The sequence below is a fragment of the Ruegeria sp. BH8 genome (genome assembly GCF_056538065.1).
In genome coordinates this window covers 37,888-55,164 of the sequence record NZ_JBQFSP010000007.1, presented here as the reverse complement: position 1 = coordinate 55,164, position 17,277 = coordinate 37,888, and the positions used below count along the sequence as shown (strand labels likewise).

Sequence of the window (17,277 nt, the reverse complement as noted above, 5' to 3'; positions counted from 1 at the left end):
AACACGGGCGAGGCAACCGCGTTGCCTCGCCCTCTCATCTCGCATTGCGCTGGGTGTATTATTCAGCCGCCCAGCCGCCGACGGATTTGACTTCCAGAAAGTCCTCCAGCCCCCAAACGCCACCTTCGCGCCCGTTGCCGGATTGCTTCATCCCACCAAACGGAGAGCCCGCGCTGCGCGACTGGCCGTTCATCTCGACCATGCCCGACCGCAGAACCCGCGCCATGCGGTTGGCGCGCGCCTTGTCCTGCGTCTGCACATAATTGGTCAGGCCATAAGGTGTGTCATTGGCGATCTCGACAGCCTCTTCCTCGGTGTCGAAGGGGATCATGGTCAGAACCGGGCCAAAGATTTCCTCGCGCGCGATGGTCATCTGGTTGTTGGCATCGGCAAAGACCGTCGGGCGGACATAATAGCCCTTGTTCAGCCCCTCGGGGCGTCCGGTGCCGCCCGCGACCAGCCGCGCCCCTTCGTCGATACCTTTCTGGATCAGGTCCTGAATCTTGGTCCACTGAACCTCATTCACGACGGGTCCGATATGGCGGCCCTCTTCTGCGGCGCTGCCCACGGTGACCTTGCTGGCGACCTCGGCGGCGATCTCAACAGCCTGATCATAGATCGGTCGCTGCACCAGCATCCGGCTGGGGGCGTTACAGCTTTGGCCGGTGTTGTTCATCATATGCAGCACGCCGCGTTTGACAGCCTTTTCATCGGCATCGGCAAAGACCACATTGGCGCCTTTGCCGCCCAGTTCCAGATGCACTTTCTTGAGCGTTTCCGCCGCGTTCTTCGAAATCGCCGTACCCGCACGGGTCGAGCCGGTAAAGCTGACCATATCCACGTCGGGATGACCCGACAGCTGCGAGCCAACGCCCGCGCCATCGCCGTTTACCAGATTGAAGACACCGGGCGGGAACCCTGCCTCGTCCATCATCTCGGCAAAGATCATCGCGTTCAGCGGGCTTTGCTCGGAGGGTTTCAGAACCATCGTGCAGCCCGCAATCGCCGCTGCACCGACCTTGAGCGTGACCTGGTTCATCGGCCAGTTCCAGGGCGTGATCAATGCGGCCACGCCAACCGCCTCATAGATGATCCGGTCATTCGGGGCGTGATCCCCCAGAGGGCGTTCAAACTGAAACGCCTTGGCCGCGCGGATGAAGTTTTGCAAATGCCATGTGCCTGCACCAACCTGCTGGCTGCGCGACATGTCAATCGGCGCGCCCATTTCCAGCGACATGGCCTGCGCCAGATCTTCCGCGCGGGTCTGGTAGATGTCGATCAGCTTCTCGACCAGCGCGATGCGGGCCTCTACCGGCGTTGCCATCCAGCCCGGCAGGGCGGCCTTGGCGGCGGCAACTGCCGCATCCGTGTCGGCCTGCCCACCCAGTGAGATCACCGCGCACGGCTCCTCGGTCGAGGGGTTGATGACCTCGAAATCATTGGGTTGCGACGGCGCGACCCATTGACCATTGATATAGAAATTCCGCTTTTCGATCATCCTGAGCCCTCCTGTCGGTCCAGCTAGAATCCGGCTGTTCGCCGACACTCTGTCACCCAAGCGAACAGGGGGCAATAGATAATTTGATCAAATTATTTTTCCAGTGAAACCGGTGAATTTCCGGGCCGCGACCACGATGCAAGTTTTAACCCGTGGGCAAAGTGATTAGGTTGCGGGCAATCGACTCAGGTTAATACTGGAAAGGAGATACCCCATGGGTTTGCGCATCAACGATACGGTCCCGAACTTCACCGCAGAAACAGATCAGGGCACCATTCAGTTTCACGACTGGATTGGCGACAGCTGGGCCATTCTGTTCTCGCACCCCAAGGATTTCACACCTGTCTGCACCACCGAATTCTCGGCCGTCGCGCAGCTGAGTGACGAATGGGCCGCGCGCAACACCAAGGTGATCGGCGTTTCGGTTGACGGTGTCGAAGACCACAAGAAGTGGAAGAAGGATATCGAGGAATACGGTAAGGCCAATCCCGGGTTCCCGATCATCGCTGATGAGGGTCTGGCGGTGTCGAAAGCCTTCGACATGCTGCCTGCCGAAGCCTACCTGCCCGATGGCCGCACCCCGGCTGACAGCGCCACCGTGCGGTCGGTCTTTATCATCGGCCCGGACAAGCAGCTGAAACTGTCGATGACCTATCCGATGACCGTGGGCCGCAACTTTGCCGAAATCCTGCGCGCGCTGGACGGGTTGCAGATGTCGTCTAAAGGTGTCGCAACGCCTGCCAACTGGATGCCGGGTGAAGACGTGATCATCCCGCCCTCAGTGTCGAACGAAGACGCCAAGGCCAAATTCGGCGCGTTCGAGACGATCTTTCCCTATCTGCGCAAGACCAAAGCGCCGTCCTAAGGCGGGTGCCGGGTCAGGGGGGCTGTCTGCTCCCCATCGTGCCTGCCGGCACGATTTCCCCCCGAGGATATTTGGGGCCAGATGAAGCAGGCGGGGGCAGGGTAACCGAAGGGAGACCTGCCCCTGGACCTCAGAACTTGTACCGAAGCCCGAAATTGACACTGAACGTATCCAGATCGTCTTCGACGGTGCCGGTCAACGCGCCGTTCGGGGCCAGCCGCCGCGACGAGACGTCAAAGGCGCGGGCATAGCGGGCATCGACGGTAAAGGCGGTTGACGGGTTGATCTCGTAAGCCACACCGACGATCAGCTGCGCGGCAAAGGCGGTGTCGCTGTCATCCAGCGCCACACCCGGCCCATAGGCAAAATCCAGATCCGAATAGGTGGCCCCCAGACCAAACCCGGCATAGGGCGTCAGCGCACCCGCCTGTTTGAAATCGAACAGCACATTGGCAAACAATGAGGTCTGCGTGACATCGCCCGAGATATTGCCCTCGGCCCCCGGCCCGTTGCCCGAGAAGTTCACACCATCCACGTCGCTGTCGCGGTAAGACAGCTCCAGCTCAACCCGTGTTCCGAACCTGTCATTGGACCATTGCGGGATCTCCTTGCCGATGGCCACGCCCAGACCGAACCCTGCGTCGAACTCCGTGTCGACCGACTGCGGCGCGCCGCCGATCGTGCCTGCGAAATCGCTGTCCTGCAACTGGCTGTACCCGACAAAGCCCTGAACATAGGTGCCGTCGCCCAGGCTTTGCGCGGCAAGCGCCGTCGCGCTGGCGGCGAGGGCCGTTGAGGTAAGAAAAATACGCTTGAACATGATTGTCTCCGTAGCTCCAAAACTCTGCTTGGCCTCGATGTGGGCGGGCTTGACGGAAAGGAAAGGCGCGGGGCTATCACTTCGTTTCACAGGTTTTTGGACGCGCGTGAATGAATAGATCCGGGGCTGGGCAGGACCGTTCATCTGCCGTCTCATGGCCCTCAGGTTCTGGTTCCGGGCAATTTGTGATAGGGTGCGCGGGGGGCAAAACTCAGGCATACGACCAATCACCTCGGGCTTTCGGACTGTACCTAGCGGGAGAAGACCATGGCTTTTACAGATTGGTATGTTGAAGGAGAGAGTTTCGGGAACTGCAACTGCGGCTATGCCTGCCCCTGCCAGTTCGAAGAGTTGCCGACCCATGGCGATTGCCGGGGGTTCGAAGTGCTGGAGGTGACCAAAGGGCATTTCGGTGACACCGACCTCAGCGGGACCAAAGCCGCGCTGATCTATGCCTGGCCGGGGCCGATCTTTGAGGGCGGCGGCGAGATGCAGGTGATCGTTGATCCCGCAGCAACCCCGGCACAGCGCGACGCGCTGGAAAAGGTCTTTCACGGTGAAGAAACCGAAGAGATGGCGACGCATTGGTATGTGTTCAGGGCAATGTGCGAGACGGTTCATGACACGCTTTACCTGCCGATCGAATTCGAGATGGACCTCGAAGAACGCACGGCCAGCGTTACCGTTGGTGATGTTCTGAAATCCACCGGACAGCCGATTCAGGCCCCGCATGGCGGCGGCGCGCATCGGGTGCGCATCGATATCCCCGGCGGGATCGAGTTTTCCATTGCCGAGATTGGCAGCGCCTCGACCCGCTCTGATGCCGCGATAAAGCTGGACCTGAAGGACAGCTATGGCCAGTGGCATCTTCTGAAACATGGGCCCGGCGGGGTTGCTCACTGATCGGCACCCCTGTCAGGCGGCGTGCGCAGATGTGTTCGGGACCGATGACCAGCAGGGCAGCGTCAGATCCGCCTTCAGCACCCGAACCTCAAAGGGTTTCAGCACCGGCAACGCGGTTGACCCATAGCCACCGGCACCGCAGGCCAGATCCGGGAACAGGGTGAACAGCTCGCGCCTTGTGGCGGGAGCCATCGCGCCCAGTGTCGTGTCGCCGGGATAGAAGGATTCGGACCAGACCCCTTCGACATTCACCAACTCATGCCGGTCAAAAAGGATATGGACATACTCGACCCCTTGCGCGGGCAGCTCCTGAACGATTGTCCGCCCGTTGATCAGCCCCTTGGCCGGGGCCAGCATCGCGGTCTCGCAATGCATCAGCTCCATCATCGCCGAGGTGACGGCGATCCGGTGCTGTGGTGAGACGACCAGATCACGGTTTGGGCTGTTCGGCCCGAAACATCCCGCCATGATCCGAACCGGACAGAGATGAGGGTCCTGTTGGAACTCCTGCGCTGACAAGCGACGCCTGCCGACCCAGCGCACCGGGCGGATATGGCCCTTGGCAGTGACAACCGGGTCGCCGGGGTTCAGGGTTTCGACCCGGCGCAGCCCGGCGGGTGTCCGGATCAGGGACCCGGCGGTAAAGCACACGAAAGACGGCAGGGTCTGATAAGTAGTTGGCGCTGCCGTCCCGCCAAAGCTGGTCCCCGTGATCGTATCGTTCAGCTGCGCCTGACCCGAGGTAACGATGATGTAGCGCGGGTTCGAGAACTGAACCAGAATGAAGGTGACAGGCGCCCCGTTCACCGTCCCCGAATAGCTTTCGAAAGTGCTGAAATTCTGGCTTGTCCCGGAAAAACCGGGCAGGGCCGACAGATCAAGCTGCGCGCTGTCAGGGTCGGGATCCTGCAACAGGGCGTCATTGTCGGTGATATCAACGGAATAAGCGGCAGTAATATCGACGCTTTTATTGCTGTAGGGGTCTGCGCTGATTTCGAAAACGGTTATCGAGGCCACGGTCGAAAAGCATCCCTGAATGCAACATGATCATCCTTATGGTTGAGTAAATACACGCATGAAGTGTTAATAATTGATTTACCAAGCCACGGGACGCCCGACACTCCTGACCGCGCGGACAAAAATAGCCCCGGTCGAAACCGGGGCCTTTCGCATTCAATCAGAGGGTGGGCAGATTACTCTGCGCTTTCCTCTTTAAGAAAAACCAACCTAGCCCCGGCATTTCACATATGCGGATATGTGGGTGGTAGAAGCGGAGGTTAGTGGAAGGTAGCGGAGGTTAGCGGAAGGTAGCGGAGGTTAGTGGAAGGTAGCGGAGGTTAGTGGAAGGTAGCGGAGGTTAGCGGAAGGTAGCGGAGGTTAGCGGAAGGTAGCGGAGGTTAGTGGAAGGTAGCGGAGGTTAGTGGACGGTAGTGAAACATTATTGCAAAACATTTTCAGAATGAGTGCTGGAAACGACAGTTATCCAAGTTGCAAAAGACCTTGTAGGTAACCGATAAAACCCTTTGCGCGCTTCATCAGCTAAGATAATCTCGCGCTTTTTTAAAGCCGCAAGAGCATTATCCACATTAGAAGCGGATACTTCACAGCCTTCAATAATTGACTTGCGTGCAACCCAACCGTCGCCGTGTTCAGCCATAAAATCCAAAACTCGTCTATAATCGTCAGACCAAATCTTTGAATAGTACATCTCGCTGAAGTACTTCGCACCGAGTTGATCTATCGCGCCGTTCTCTGCCGAAGCACCATGAAGTACATCTTTCAAATCAATCGCGTCATCCGTGTCGGTGTCAAAAGCACAGTAACAAAACTGCTGAAGGAAGTGTGGGTATCCTTCAGAAAGATCGCTCAACAGGTCAGTTGCTTCTTCATCAATTTTTGTTTTGCGTTCGTTTTCTTCATTTGCTCTAGCGATGCCTACACGGACTACATTCTTTCTCTCTTTCGGTTCAAGTGGTTGCATGGTCAAAACCTGAAAAACTCTAAGAGATGACTCGTGAGAATCCCGAAGCTTTTGAACAAGAATCGACTGACCAGCGAGCAAGAACAATACGTCGTTGCAACCTCGCTTCGCCAAGCGTTCCGTTACAATTTTTAAAAATTCTCCCAGGCCAGCTTCCACCGGAGGTGTGTCTGCCTCGTCCAGAAGCACTGCGATTCCGTCAAAGTTGCGTGTCTCCGAGATGTCGACGAAGAGGGAAACCAGATCATCAAGTGCTTCGTCGGGGTCGATCTCTTCCTCTTTTCCTCTATAGGCGACGCCCAATATTTCCCAATTGGAAAGAAACTCCCAAACCAGCTTTGCTTTTTCTTTAAGGTTCTCGTGCGAACGGAGCTTGGATTTTAGTTCACGTCCAATTTGCTTAACGATTCCACCCTGCGTTTGAACGCCTGCTAAGTCGGTAGAAACAGTCAAGAAATTGAATTCTAAAGCTTCGACGTTGATCTCTCCGCGGGCTATTAGATCTGCATAATTCAATAATGATTATTTTCCTATGCCACGCTCGCCGGAAATGAGGAGGTGCTGAGGGTTGTTATTCTTTGTCTGAAAAAGAGCCTGTTCAATCGCCTCAATCTCATCGAACCGTCCAATGAACATTCCAGGAAAAGCGATCCCGAACGGTACAAACGGATTAAACTTCATGTTCACCTCAGAATTTGCTCTCAGAATACACAAAGGCTCCGGTAATTCCACCGGAGCCCCATAAAAATATCAAGTAAGAAGCAGATTACTCTGCGCTTTCCTCTTTCTTTTCTTTCTTCTCGGGAACGATCTCTTCCCCGGTTTCCTGATCGACCACTTTCATCGACAGGCGAACCTTGCCGCGATCGTCAAAGCCCAGCAGCTTGACCTTCACTTCCTGACCTTCCTTCAGAACATCCGACGGATGGTTCAGGCGGCGGTTTTCGATTTGGGACACGTGGACCAGACCGTCGCGCTTGCCAAAGAAGTTCACGAAGGCACCGAAATCGACGATCTTGACCACCTTGCCGGTATAGACCTGACCTTCTTCCGGCTCGGCCACGATCGACCAGATCATGTCATAGGCCTTCTTGATCGATTCCCCATCGGGCGATGCGATCTTGATGACGCCATCGTCGTTGATGTCGACCTTGGCACCCGAAACCTCGACGATCTCGCGGATGACCTTGCCGCCCGAACCGATCACTTCACGGATCTTGTCGGTCGGGATGTTCATGGTCTCGATGCGCGGCGCGTGGACCGAGAACTCGTTGGTCTCGGACAGGGCTTTGCCCATCTCGCCCAGGATGTGCATCCGGCCGTCCTTGGCCTGTGCCAGGGCGGTTTCCATGATCTGAGGCGTGATGCCCGCGACCTTGATGTCCATCTGAAGCGAGGTGATGCCGTTTGCAGTACCCGCAACCTTGAAGTCCATATCGCCCAGATGGTCTTCGTCACCCAGAATGTCGGTCAGAACTGCGTAAGACCCGTCATCTTCCAGGATCAGGCCCATGGCCACACCGGCAACCGGGGCTTTCAGCGGAACACCCGCATCCATCATCGACAGCGACCCGCCGCAGACAGACGCCATCGAGCTGGAGCCGTTGGATTCGGTGATCTCGGACACCACGCGGATGGTATAGGGGAAGTCGGTTGGCGCAGGCAGAACCGCCTGAAGCGCGCGCCATGCCAGCTTGCCGTGACCGATTTCGCGACGGCCGGGCGAACCCACGCGGCCCACTTCACCAACCGAATAGGGGGGGAAGTTGTAATGCAGCAGGAAGTTCGATTTGAAGTTGCCGTGCAGCGCATCGATGAACTGCTCATCGTCGCCGGTGCCCAGCGTGGTCACGGCCAGCGCCTGGGTTTCACCGCGGGTGAACAGGGCAGAGCCGTGTGTGCGCGGCAGCAACGAGGTTTCGGCTTCGATGGCACGCACATCGGTGGTCGAACGACCGTCGATGCGCTTGCCGCCCTTGACGACGTCACCGCGCAGAATACCGGCTTCCAGCTTTTTCATCGCCGAGCCAAGGTTGGCGTCTTCCAGCTGTTCCTCGCTCAGCGCTTCCTTGATCGCTTCACGGGCAGCGGCAACAGCGGCGGTGCGCTCCTGCTTGTCGGTGATCGCGAACGCGGCGCGCATCTGCTCTTCACCGGCAGCCGAAACAGCGGCATAAAGCTCCGAGTAATCGGGTGCGACGAATTCAAACGGCTCTTTCGCGGCGTCTTCGGCCAGCGAAATGATCAGGTCGATGACCGGCTGGATCTGTGCATGCGCAAAGGTCACGGCACCCAGCATTTCGGCCTCGGACAGCTCATAGGCTTCCGATTCCACCATCATCACGGCGTCTTTGGTGCCGGCAACAACCAGATCCAGACGCTGTTCAGGGTTCAGGCGCAGGTCCTGCATGTCATCCACGGTCGGGTTCAGGACGTATTCGCCATCCACGAATCCAACGCGGGCACCGGCGATCGGGCCCATGAACGGCGCGCCGGAAATGGTCAGCGCAGCCGACGCGGCGATCATTGCAACGATGTCGGGATCATTGACCAGATCGTGGCTCAGCACGGTGCACATCACCAGCACTTCGTTTTTGAAACCGTCAACGAACAGCGGGCGGATCGGACGGTCGATCAGACGCGCGGTCAGCGTCTCTTTCTCGGTCGGGCGCGCTTCGCGCTTGAAGAAGCCACCCGGAACCTTACCGGCGGCGTAATATTTCTCTTGGTAATGTACGGTCAGCGGGAAAAAGTCCTGACCAGGTTTTTGGCTCTTGGCAAAGGTCACGTTGGCCATGACGCTGGTTTCGCCCAGCGTGGCAATCACGGTGCCGTCGGCCTGACGGGCAACCTTGCCGGTTTCCAGTGTCAGCGTTTCCTCGCCCCACTGCATCGATTTCTTCGTTACATCAAACATATGCGTATCCTAGAACGGAGCACTCCCGCCCCTGCGGGTCTCCGGTTTTGCATGGCGGCCCCATTGCCGCCGACCCCATTTATCTTCCGTTCGAGTGCCGGGGTCAGGGCACAACGTCTCAGATACCGCGCGCATACATGAGAATGCGTTGGAAGGAAAGCGAAACCGAAAAAGCTGGCCGGATCATGCTGAGGCAGGTCCTGACCCCTCGCAGCGCGACACAAGGCACAGGGGCCGCATGATGGCGCGCTGCGTGCCTTTGCCCCCGTCCGGGAAATGGCCTGACAGAACCGGATCACTGCGCTAACCTCACTTTCATCGGGGGTGCGAATGAAAAGACGGCTTACGACAGTGCTGGCGGCTGACGTTGTCGGGTACTCGGCGCTTATGGATCAGGACCGGCAGGGTACACTTGCAGCGCTGAAATCGTTCCGTGACGACACGCTCACCGCCCTGCTGAAATCCCACAACGGCACATTGATCAAAAGCATGGGGGATGGCTGGATCGCTGAATTCCAGTCAACGTCCGACGCGTCGGATTTTGCGATTGCCCTGCAATCCTGCGACAAGCCCGAAGGGCTGCGGCTGCGCATCGGTATTCACACGGGCGAGGTCATTGCGGAAGGCGAAGACATCTTCGGTGATGGCATCAATGTCGCTGCCCGGCTCGAGGCTCTGGCCAAACCCGACCAGATCCTGATCTCGGACACGGCGCATCACAGCCTTGACCGGGGTGATGCGGGTCTGTTCGGCGGCGGCGGGCAGGCCGAGCTAAAGAACATCACGCGCCGCGTTGGTGTCTGGTGCTGGCCAAAGGGCTCAACCGCCAATCTTGCAACACCCGCCGACACCCGCCCGGGGATCGCCGTCCTGCCCTTCGACAACATGTCCGGCGACCCCGAGCAAGAGTTCTTTGCCGACGGTATAACCGAGGACATCATCACGGAACTGTCGCGCTTTCGCTGGCTGATGGTCGTGGCCCGCAACTCGTCCTTCATCTTCAAGGGAAAAACGACGGATATCCGCCAGGTCGGCCTGACGCTCGGGGTTCGGTATGTGCTGGAAGGATCCGTCCGCCGCGCGGGACAGCGTGTCCGGATCACCGGGCAGTTGATTGATGCGGAAAATGGCAGCCACCTGTGGGCCGATCGCTTTGACGGAGTGCTGGACGATATCTTCGACCTTCAGGACAAGGTCACGCAAGAGGTCGTCACAGCGATCGAGCCATCGCTGCGCCACGCCGAAACGAACCGGTCCCGCGCCAAGCCGACAGAAAATCTCGAAGCCTATGAACTCTACCTTCAGGCGCTGTCGCATTTTCATCTGCTGACAGATGACGCCAATCGCGAAGCCATCCGGCTGACAACGCTGGCGCTGGACCGCGACCCGGATTACGCCGCTGCCGCAGGGCTGCTGGCCTGGCTGCATATTCAGCGGCTTGTGCAGGGGCTTGATCCCATCGGCGAAGGGCCCAAGGCCGCCATCAGCGCGGCTGAACGCGTTCTCATGAGCGACCGCTCCGACGGCATTGCCATGGCTTATGCGGCGCATTCAATCTCGATGCTGGCCCGCGACCTGCCGCGTGCGCGTGCGGCGTTCAAACAGGCGCTGGCCGAAAACCCCAATGCTGCAAGTGTTCACATGCTCGCCTCCATCAACCTGTGCATGTTGAACCGACCGGATGAGGCTTTGGACCACGCAACACATGCCATTGAACTCAGCCCGAAAGACCCGATGCGTCATGCGGCACATATCGCCCGGGCAAGTGCACTGTTTCAGCTGTGCCGGTATGACGAGGCCGCCGCCGCAGCGCGTGACGCTCTGGCCGTTCGGTCCGGATTTGTCATGAGCCACCTGATGCTTATTGCCGCCTTGGGTCAAATGTCGGATGCCGCAGCGGCGCAGGCGGCGATAAGCGACCTGCAAGCATTGCGCCCCGATATCACCGCTTCCTCGGATCAGACCAGCCTGCCGGTCTTTACCGTTCCGGCCTGTGCGGAATGCTGGCGCGAAGGGTGGAAAAAGGCCGGTCTTCCCGAATAACGGCTGATCTACAGATACGCGTTCAGCTGCTGTCACGAAACTCCGCGCGCGCGCCGGCTGGCGGCGTCCGGATGTTCAAGTGTGATGTTCACCACAGAGAGAATTCAAAACTCGTCTATTGTGCAGGCTTATTGTGTCAAAGTTAATGAAAGTAGGTTTACCCATGAAGCTCCATTCCGCCTCTGGCATTTCATTTAACCCTGATGTGTTCGACGAGTCATTCATCGAAATGCTCGACAAGCTCCCCGAGGACGCGGTCGAGGACATCGACCTTGATGCAGGCCCGAAGATGCCGCTGATGACAACCCCCGCCGCCGAACCAAGTGCGGCGGACGTGGCCGCGATCATGGAAAGCGCATGGCAAGAGCTTTATGCCTCAGACGAAGGGGCCGATATCCGGGCGCTACCGGCCGACCAGCAGGCGCAGATCAAGGCACGGTTCCTGTCCCCCGACCCGATACCCGAGGCCGAAGCCGCCACGGTTCCCGTCGATGCCGCGCCATTTTCGGTGCAGGAAACCGCGGACAGCCTGATCCTGATGCAGGGGGACACGCCGCTTTTGGGGGCACCGCTGGGCACCAGCAGGAAAAAGCGCAAGAAGGCCGCGCTGAACACCTTTATCGGGGCCGCCGCCAAGGCCTTTGCCGATATCATCACGATGGCCATGGCGGCACTGGGGGTTTATCAGGCGCTCGGAACCAAGACGGTCACGCGGGCCGGAGCCGGGATTGCCGTCAAATGCAGCGGACCGATCAGCCGCCACGCCGGCGCAATCGCTAAGGCCGGAACGGCGGGCAGCGATCTGGCCATGATGAAGGCCATGCTGGGCGTCGCCAAGGCGTCTGTCGGGTTCACCAAACTTGCCGGCATCGTTCTGACCGACATGAGCGGCCTGGAAAAAGCCGCCGCGATTGCCACCTGCGTCGGCGGCATGACGCTGGCCGTCGCCTCGGCAAGCGGGTCGTTCTGGGTGTCGATGCTGGCGATGGTAACCGCAGTTGCGATGTTCGTGATCGACACCGCCTTGGCGGTCGACACCTACAAAAAGTGGCAGGCGATCTGACCCGGAATCAAAGACGCCCGCCATTTGGGCGGGCGTACAAATCTTACAGACCGGGGTTCAGAACCGGTACAAAACGTAACAAATACGTTTAGCGGCGGATGCCCAGCTTTTTAATCAGGTCCTGGTAACGCGCCTCTTCCTTGCCCTTCAGGTAGTCCAGCAGCTTACGGCGCTGAGCAACCATTTTCAGCAGACCACGACGACCGTGGTTGTCTTTCTTGTGGGTCTTGAAGTGCTCGGTCAGGGTGTTGATACGCGAGGTCAGAATAGCAACCTGTACTTCAGGCGAACCGGTGTCGCCTTCTTTGGTTGCGAATTCTTGCATGACGCGTGCTTTTTCAGCGGCAGTGATCGACATCGGGGTCTCCTTTAAAAGGTTAGAGTTGATGGCGCAGGCCGGGATGTCGTCCAGCACAGGCCCATGGAGAAAACCGCACCGATTCCGATGCGGATGGGCGCGTATAAGCGCGTTTGACCCAAATGGCAAAGGGTTTCTGCGGGCTCAGACCATCTGGCCGTATTGTGCCAGCTGGGCTTCGGTGATCAGCTGAATATCGGCCGCAGTCATCCCTTCGGCACCATATACCTGCGCAACCTCCTGACCATCGATGAAAACCCTTGTCAGGTTGGCGTTTTCGGCGTCGGCCTCAACCTCGATTGCCGGGTCGGTTTCATCCTCCCACGTCACCAGCAGCTTATCTTCGCCGGGTTGAAACCCCATCACGGTCACCTGATCGTCGCCGGGGTTCAGCACGATATCATCGGCCCCGGCTCCGCCCGTCACCACGTCTTTGCCGCCTGCCAGAATGGTATCGTCACCCGCACCGCCGTTCAGGAAATCCCTTTCGGCGGCACCTTCTTCGATCCCGAAAACAAAGTCGTTTCCGTCCCCGCCAAAGACAGTATCCTCACCTTCGCCACCGTTCAGAACATCATCCCCGAACCCGCCCTGCAACGCATCATCCCCTGCGCCGCCGTCCAGCCTGTCGTCGCCCTGACCGCCAAACAGTTCGTCCTCACCCGCACCGCCATCCAGAGTGTCGTCACCAAAGTGACCGTAAAGGGCGTCATCCCCGTCCTCACCGAACAAAAGGTCGTCATCCGCCTCACCGTGCAGGACGTCATTTCCCTGCCCGCCCGATATCTCATCCGCGCCGTCGCCCCCGTGCAGAACGTCGTTGCCCTTGGCACCGTTTATCGTGTCGTCCCCGCCGTAGCCGTTGATCTGATCGACACCGTCCTGCCCGGTAATCACGTCCGAACCATCGCCGCCAGCAATCACGAGATCGCCTTCAAATTCCGAGATCACAGTTCCGGTGAAGGGCGCCTCGCTACTGTCCGGCGAGGGTTCGGTGTTAGCGTTTTCCGGGTCTTCGACACCCTCGCCGATGACCAGAAATTCACCGGTACCAACCTCGGCCGAAGGTTCACCTTCCGGGTTTTCATCCGGCGTGTCGTCCTCTTCGATCAGAAAATCGCTCATCGCGTAAGCAGCGCCGCCGATGGCGGCCAGTCCAAGCAATCCGGCCAGAAACATTGAACCCCTCCGAAAGCATGATGTTCCGAGGGTGGAATATCCCATGTCGGCCGTCACCGGGTCAAAGGTAAACCTTTGAAATGGTTAATCCTTTGTCACCAGAGTTCTGGCTGCTGAGTATAGGCGATATAAAGCGGATGTTTGGGGTGGCCGTCCTTGGTCAGGCCCAGATGGAACAGCGATTGGCCGGTGCCGCGCAACAGGGTTTCCACCGCAGGGCCACGCTCCAGATGCGCGCCATGCGTGCCCCAGGCCGCGATGACCTGATCGGCCCATTGCACGCCGTCCAGAATGGCCGCGTCATTCTCGGGCCCGACCGGATCGGCGGCAGCCCGCATCTTGCGCGGGTCGGTATCGCGCCACGCAAAGATGTTCGTGACCTGAAACGCGCCGAACCCAAGCGCGCGTGCGCGCCGTTCACAGCGTTCCACCGTCGGGTCGTTCTGCACCTCGGTCGCGGTTGACGGGTTCAGCATCACAAACAGCGCCTTGCGACCTTCAGGGTCCCAGATGCGGGTCAGGCTATAGCGGTATTTCTCGCAATCGGAATAGATGGCGGTCGAGGGCGCGTCGCCCTTGGTATGGGAACGGGTGATCATGCCCTTCGCCTAACACGGCTCTCAGTCGACGAACACCCGGCTGGGGTGCAATTCACCGGATTTATAGATGCCAACGGCCACGGCCTTGCCGTCGAATGATGCCCAGGCCTCGTCGCCGTATTCAATGTCTGAGGCCAGCACCATGCCCGGATTGCCATTGCGCAGACGGGTTGCCCCCTCGGCGGTGCATTTCAGCTCGGGCAGGTCGGACAGGCCGGTTTCCAGCGGGTGCAGATATTCGTCCAACGCGGTTGTTTTCGCCATCTCGTCAATCTGCTCGATGCTCAACCCGTCCTCGGCCTCGAACGGGCCGGACCAGATGCGGCGCAGTTCCTTGACGTGGCCGTGGCACCCCAGCGCCTCGCCCAGATCGCGGGCGATAGACCGCACATAGCCGCCTTTGCCGCAGGTCATCTCCAGCACCACGTGATCTTCGTCGGGGCGGTCGACAAGGATCAGTTCCTCGACCCAGAGGGGGCGAGCGTTCAGCTCCACATCCTCCCCATCACGGGCCAGTTTATAGGCGCGCTGGCCGTCGATCTTAACCGCCGAGAATTTGGGCGGTACCTGCATGATATCGCCCAGAAACGGGGTCAGCGCCTGTTTGATATCGTCATCCGAGGGGCGCGCGTCGCTTTGCGCGATCACTTCGCCCTCGGCATCGTCCGTGTTGGTGGCCTGCCCCAGTCGCACGGTAAAGGTATAGGCTTTTAAGGCATCGGTGATATAGGGAACGGTCTTGGTCGCCTCGCCCAAGGCAATTGCCAGAACGCCGGTCGCCTCGGGATCCAGCGTGCCCGCATGGCCCGCCTTTTTGGCATCCATCGCCCAACGCACCTTGTTGACCACGGCGGTCGAGGTCATGCCCGCAGGCTTGTCCACCACCAGCCAACCGGAAATGTCGCGGCCCTTGCGTTTGCGTCCCATCATGCACCTTGAATCTTGCTGAGGCGCGCGAGTTAGCGGATCACTCTGCCGCTGTCAATTTGCGGGCGTTTCTTCGACCACACCGACAATCGGCCCCAGCGAGAATCCCAAATCCGAGCGGTTGCTGGCACGCTCATACATCCGCGAGATATTGCCGTCGAAAAACAGCGCGTTTGGCGTGCCAAGCACATCGCGGAACAAACGTCCGAACTCGTGGAAGGTGACGTAATCTTCCGAGATCGCAAACACCGCCCGTGTACCATCGGAACTGGTGCCGACCCCATTTCGAACATAAAGCGAGGTCGAATCAGGCAGGAAGCGCGGGTGCAGTTCTCCGTCGATCACCAGCATGGGACCGGATTGGGTGGCAAAGCGGCAGGTGGGCGCCTGATCCACGTATTCAAGCGTTTCAAACACATCCGCCCGGCCTTCGCGGATGCAGAACACGCCATTGGGCAGCAAACCGAAGTTGCCGGGGCCGGGGTTGGTGATCACACGCATCTGCTCCTGGCCGTCCTCGACATAATGGCCAACGGGTGAACGGTCGTCGTGGTACATGCCCGCGTTCATCGCAAAGGTCAGCCGTTCGCCTTCCGGGGCCAGCACTTCGTTGACCGCCGAAAAATGCCCCAATACCTGACCGTCTTCACCGTTCAGAAACAGCCGCAGATCTTCATTGGCGGCATCGACGTTGCAAACCGTATAACGTTTGTCCTCATGGGTCAGCTTTTCACAAGTGACCGCGCCTGCCTGCGCGGCCCAAAGAAGCGTCGCCAATGTGACAAACGTGCGGATCACTCGTCCAGATCGCGGCGCACCGCGTCCTGTTCGAACATGCGGCGGGTGTCGTCCAGACGGTCAAACGTGTCATCCAGCCGAAAGCGCAGATCGGGCGCGAATTTCAGGCCGACTTTCTTGCCGACCATGCGCCGCAGCTCACCCTTGTTGCGGGCCAGAAGTTCGATCACGTCCTCCTGCCCTCTGCCGCCAAGGGGCAGCACATAGGCGGTGGCGATCTTCAGATCGGGCGAGGTACGCACCTCACCCACGGTGATCGACATGCGATTCAGGTCGGGGTCGTGGACATCTCCGCGCGCCAGAACTTCGGACAGGGTGCGGCGGATCAGTTCGCCGACACGCAGCTGCCGTTGGGACGGGCCGGGGCCATCGTGGAATTTGTTCTTTGCCATAATCCCCGATCTAAGCGCAAAGCGGGGCTTTGCCAAGCGGGCGCGAACCGGGTAGGAGGCTTTGAGCCGACTTAACGAAAAGGACCAGCGCAATGACCCATATTCCGGGGATCGTCATCACAGGGGCTTCGGGCCGTATGGGGCAGATGCTGATCAAGACCGTGACGGACAGCGATCAGGCGCGTCTGGTCGGCGTGGTCGAACGCAAGGGCCATGACTGGATCGGTCAGGATGTGGGCACGGTCATGGGCGGGCAGGCGCTGGGCGTTACCGTCACCGACGACCCGCTGGAGGCCTTTGCGCAGGCGCAGGCAGTGATCGACTTCACCGCGCCCGAAGCGACACTGGAATTCGCTGCGCTGGCGGCGCAGGCGCGCTGTGTGCATGTGATCGGCACCACCGGCATGTCCGACGAACAGATCGCAGCACTGGAACCCGCGTCGCGCCATGCGGTGATCGTACGAGCCGGAAACATGAGCCTTGGCGTCAACCTTCTGGTGCAATTGACCAAAAAGGTCGCAGCTGCGCTGGATGAGGATTTCGATATCGAGATCATCGAAGGTCACCACCATCACAAGGTAGATGCACCTTCGGGCACCGCCTTGATGCTGGGAGAGGCCGCAGCCGAGGGGCGCGGCGTTGCGTTGTCGGACGTGTCCGACCGGGGCCGGGACGGCATCACCGGTGCGCGCAAGCGTGGAGATATCGGTTTTCACGCTATTCGCGGCGGCGACATCGTGGGGGAACATGATGTCCTGTTCGCCGCCCCCGGAGAACGCATCGTCCTGCGCCATCTGGCCACCGACCGCGCCATCTTTGCCCGCGGCGCGTTGAAAGCGGCGCTGTGGGGGCAGGGCAAATCCCCCGGTCAATATGACATGGTGGATGTGCTTGGGCTGTAAGCCATAGACGGGCCGCTCGACGGCGTTACACT

At 59.2% G+C, this 17,277-nt stretch carries 16 protein-coding genes; 5 read left to right on the top strand and 11 right to left on the bottom strand.

Annotated elements, in window-relative coordinates; genetic code table 11:
• Window positions 1-58: 58 nt before the first annotated feature.
• The gene (locus ACR0AD_RS13190; RefSeq protein ID WP_209505102.1) at window positions 59-1,498 is read right to left on the bottom strand and encodes an aldehyde dehydrogenase family protein; all 1,440 of its coding nucleotides are present in this window, start codon (window positions 1,496-1,498) and stop codon (window positions 59-61) included.
• 214 nt (window positions 1,499-1,712) lie between these two features.
• Between ACR0AD_RS13190 and ACR0AD_RS13185 the strand changes: the two genes are divergently transcribed.
• A complete protein-coding gene (locus tag ACR0AD_RS13185; RefSeq protein WP_480487803.1) occupies window positions 1,713-2,363 on the top strand; it encodes a peroxiredoxin in 651 nt (216 codons plus the stop codon).
• Between the two features lie 130 nt (window positions 2,364-2,493).
• Here ACR0AD_RS13185 and ACR0AD_RS13180 read toward each other — a convergent pair whose 3' ends face one another.
• Complete coding sequence (locus ACR0AD_RS13180; RefSeq protein WP_480487801.1) at window positions 2,494-3,183, bottom strand: outer membrane protein; 690 nt, start codon at window positions 3,181-3,183, stop codon at window positions 2,494-2,496.
• 267 nt (window positions 3,184-3,450) lie between these two features.
• On the opposite strand from ACR0AD_RS13180, the gene ACR0AD_RS13175 reads away from it, so the two are divergent.
• Window positions 3,451-4,086, top strand: coding sequence for a DUF1326 domain-containing protein (locus ACR0AD_RS13175; protein ID WP_480482813.1), 636 nt, complete (start codon window positions 3,451-3,453; stop codon window positions 4,084-4,086).
• Between the two features lie 12 nt (window positions 4,087-4,098).
• On the opposite strand, the gene ACR0AD_RS13170 is transcribed toward ACR0AD_RS13175, so the two are convergent.
• The 3 genes from ACR0AD_RS13170 to pnp form a co-directional block, all read right to left on the bottom strand.
• The gene (locus ACR0AD_RS13170) at window positions 4,099-5,103 is read right to left on the bottom strand and encodes a Hint domain-containing protein (RefSeq protein ID WP_480487799.1); all 1,005 of its coding nucleotides are present in this window, start codon (window positions 5,101-5,103) and stop codon (window positions 4,099-4,101) included.
• A gap of 421 nt (window positions 5,104-5,524) precedes the next feature.
• Window positions 5,525-6,583, bottom strand: a complete 1,059-nt coding sequence (locus ACR0AD_RS13165; RefSeq protein WP_480482818.1) for a hypothetical protein — start codon at window positions 6,581-6,583, stop codon at window positions 5,525-5,527.
• Between the two features lie 250 nt (window positions 6,584-6,833).
• The gene (gene pnp, locus ACR0AD_RS13160) at window positions 6,834-8,984 is read right to left on the bottom strand and encodes a polyribonucleotide nucleotidyltransferase (protein WP_480487797.1); all 2,151 of its coding nucleotides are present in this window, start codon (window positions 8,982-8,984) and stop codon (window positions 6,834-6,836) included.
• Between the two features lie 330 nt (window positions 8,985-9,314).
• Here pnp and ACR0AD_RS13155 point away from each other — a divergent pair, with 330 nt between their 5' ends.
• Both ACR0AD_RS13155 and ACR0AD_RS13150 read left to right on the top strand, forming a co-directional pair.
• The gene (locus ACR0AD_RS13155) at window positions 9,315-11,027 is read left to right on the top strand and encodes an adenylate/guanylate cyclase domain-containing protein (protein WP_480487795.1); all 1,713 of its coding nucleotides are present in this window, start codon (window positions 9,315-9,317) and stop codon (window positions 11,025-11,027) included.
• A 163-nt stretch (window positions 11,028-11,190) separates the two neighbouring features.
• The gene (locus tag ACR0AD_RS13150) at window positions 11,191-12,090 is read left to right on the top strand and encodes a hypothetical protein (protein WP_480487794.1); all 900 of its coding nucleotides are present in this window, start codon (window positions 11,191-11,193) and stop codon (window positions 12,088-12,090) included.
• 88 nt (window positions 12,091-12,178) lie between these two features.
• On the opposite strand, the gene rpsO is transcribed toward ACR0AD_RS13150, so the two are convergent.
• The 6 genes from rpsO to rbfA form a co-directional block, all read right to left on the bottom strand.
• On the bottom strand, window positions 12,179-12,448 hold the full coding sequence (gene rpsO / locus ACR0AD_RS13145) for a 30S ribosomal protein S15 (protein ID WP_170329634.1): 270 nt from the start codon (window positions 12,446-12,448) through the stop codon (window positions 12,179-12,181).
• Window positions 12,449-12,592: 144 nt separating this feature from the next.
• On the bottom strand, window positions 12,593-13,627 hold the full coding sequence (locus ACR0AD_RS13140; protein ID WP_480487792.1) for a calcium-binding protein: 1,035 nt from the start codon (window positions 13,625-13,627) through the stop codon (window positions 12,593-12,595).
• Window positions 13,628-13,722: 95 nt separating this feature from the next.
• On the bottom strand, window positions 13,723-14,226 hold the full coding sequence (locus ACR0AD_RS13135; RefSeq protein WP_209598417.1) for a DUF1643 domain-containing protein: 504 nt from the start codon (window positions 14,224-14,226) through the stop codon (window positions 13,723-13,725).
• 21 nt (window positions 14,227-14,247) lie between these two features.
• Complete coding sequence (truB, locus tag ACR0AD_RS13130; RefSeq protein WP_480487926.1) at window positions 14,248-15,153, bottom strand: tRNA pseudouridine(55) synthase TruB; 906 nt, start codon at window positions 15,151-15,153, stop codon at window positions 14,248-14,250.
• Window positions 15,154-15,207: 54 nt separating this feature from the next.
• On the bottom strand, window positions 15,208-15,951 hold the full coding sequence (locus ACR0AD_RS13125) for a phosphodiester glycosidase family protein (protein WP_480482831.1): 744 nt from the start codon (window positions 15,949-15,951) through the stop codon (window positions 15,208-15,210).
• Window positions 15,948-16,343: a 30S ribosome-binding factor RbfA gene (gene rbfA, locus ACR0AD_RS13120; protein WP_209505090.1), complete on the bottom strand. Its 396-nt coding sequence runs from the start codon at window positions 16,341-16,343 to the stop codon at window positions 15,948-15,950. Before rbfA ends, ACR0AD_RS13125 begins: the two co-directional genes overlap by 4 nt.
• A 92-nt stretch (window positions 16,344-16,435) precedes the next feature.
• Here rbfA and dapB point away from each other — a divergent pair, with 92 nt between their 5' ends.
• On the top strand, window positions 16,436-17,245 hold the full coding sequence (gene dapB, locus ACR0AD_RS13115) for a 4-hydroxy-tetrahydrodipicolinate reductase (RefSeq protein ID WP_480487790.1): 810 nt from the start codon (window positions 16,436-16,438) through the stop codon (window positions 17,243-17,245).
• Window positions 17,246-17,277 lie beyond the last annotated feature (32 nt).

Excerpts from the sequence above, each read along its gene's own strand:
- ACR0AD_RS13190 (WP_209505102.1), bottom strand. The coding sequence starts at position 1,498 with ATGATCGAAAAGCGGAATTTCTATATCAATGGTCAATGGGTCGCGCCG.
- ACR0AD_RS13185 (WP_480487803.1), top strand. The coding sequence starts at position 1,713 with ATGGGTTTGCGCATCAACGATACGGTCCCGAACTTCACCGCAGAAACA.
- ACR0AD_RS13180 (WP_480487801.1), bottom strand. The coding sequence starts at position 3,183 with ATGTTCAAGCGTATTTTTCTTACCTCAACGGCCCTCGCCGCCAGCGCG.
- ACR0AD_RS13175 (WP_480482813.1), top strand. The coding sequence starts at position 3,451 with ATGGCTTTTACAGATTGGTATGTTGAAGGAGAGAGTTTCGGGAACTGC.
- pnp (WP_480487797.1), bottom strand. The coding sequence starts at position 8,984 with ATGTTTGATGTAACGAAGAAATCGATGCAGTGGGGCGAGGAAACGCTG.
- ACR0AD_RS13155 (WP_480487795.1), top strand. The coding sequence starts at position 9,315 with ATGAAAAGACGGCTTACGACAGTGCTGGCGGCTGACGTTGTCGGGTAC.
- ACR0AD_RS13150 (WP_480487794.1), top strand. The coding sequence starts at position 11,191 with ATGAAGCTCCATTCCGCCTCTGGCATTTCATTTAACCCTGATGTGTTC.
- rpsO (WP_170329634.1), bottom strand. The coding sequence starts at position 12,448 with ATGTCGATCACTGCCGCTGAAAAAGCACGCGTCATGCAAGAATTCGCA.
- ACR0AD_RS13140 (WP_480487792.1), bottom strand. The coding sequence starts at position 13,627 with ATGTTTCTGGCCGGATTGCTTGGACTGGCCGCCATCGGCGGCGCTGCT.
- ACR0AD_RS13135 (WP_209598417.1), bottom strand. The coding sequence starts at position 14,226 with ATGATCACCCGTTCCCATACCAAGGGCGACGCGCCCTCGACCGCCATC.
- truB (WP_480487926.1), bottom strand. The coding sequence starts at position 15,153 with ATGGGACGCAAACGCAAGGGCCGCGACATTTCCGGTTGGCTGGTGGTG.
- rbfA (WP_209505090.1), bottom strand. The coding sequence starts at position 16,343 with ATGGCAAAGAACAAATTCCACGATGGCCCCGGCCCGTCCCAACGGCAG.
- dapB (WP_480487790.1), top strand. The coding sequence starts at position 16,436 with ATGACCCATATTCCGGGGATCGTCATCACAGGGGCTTCGGGCCGTATG.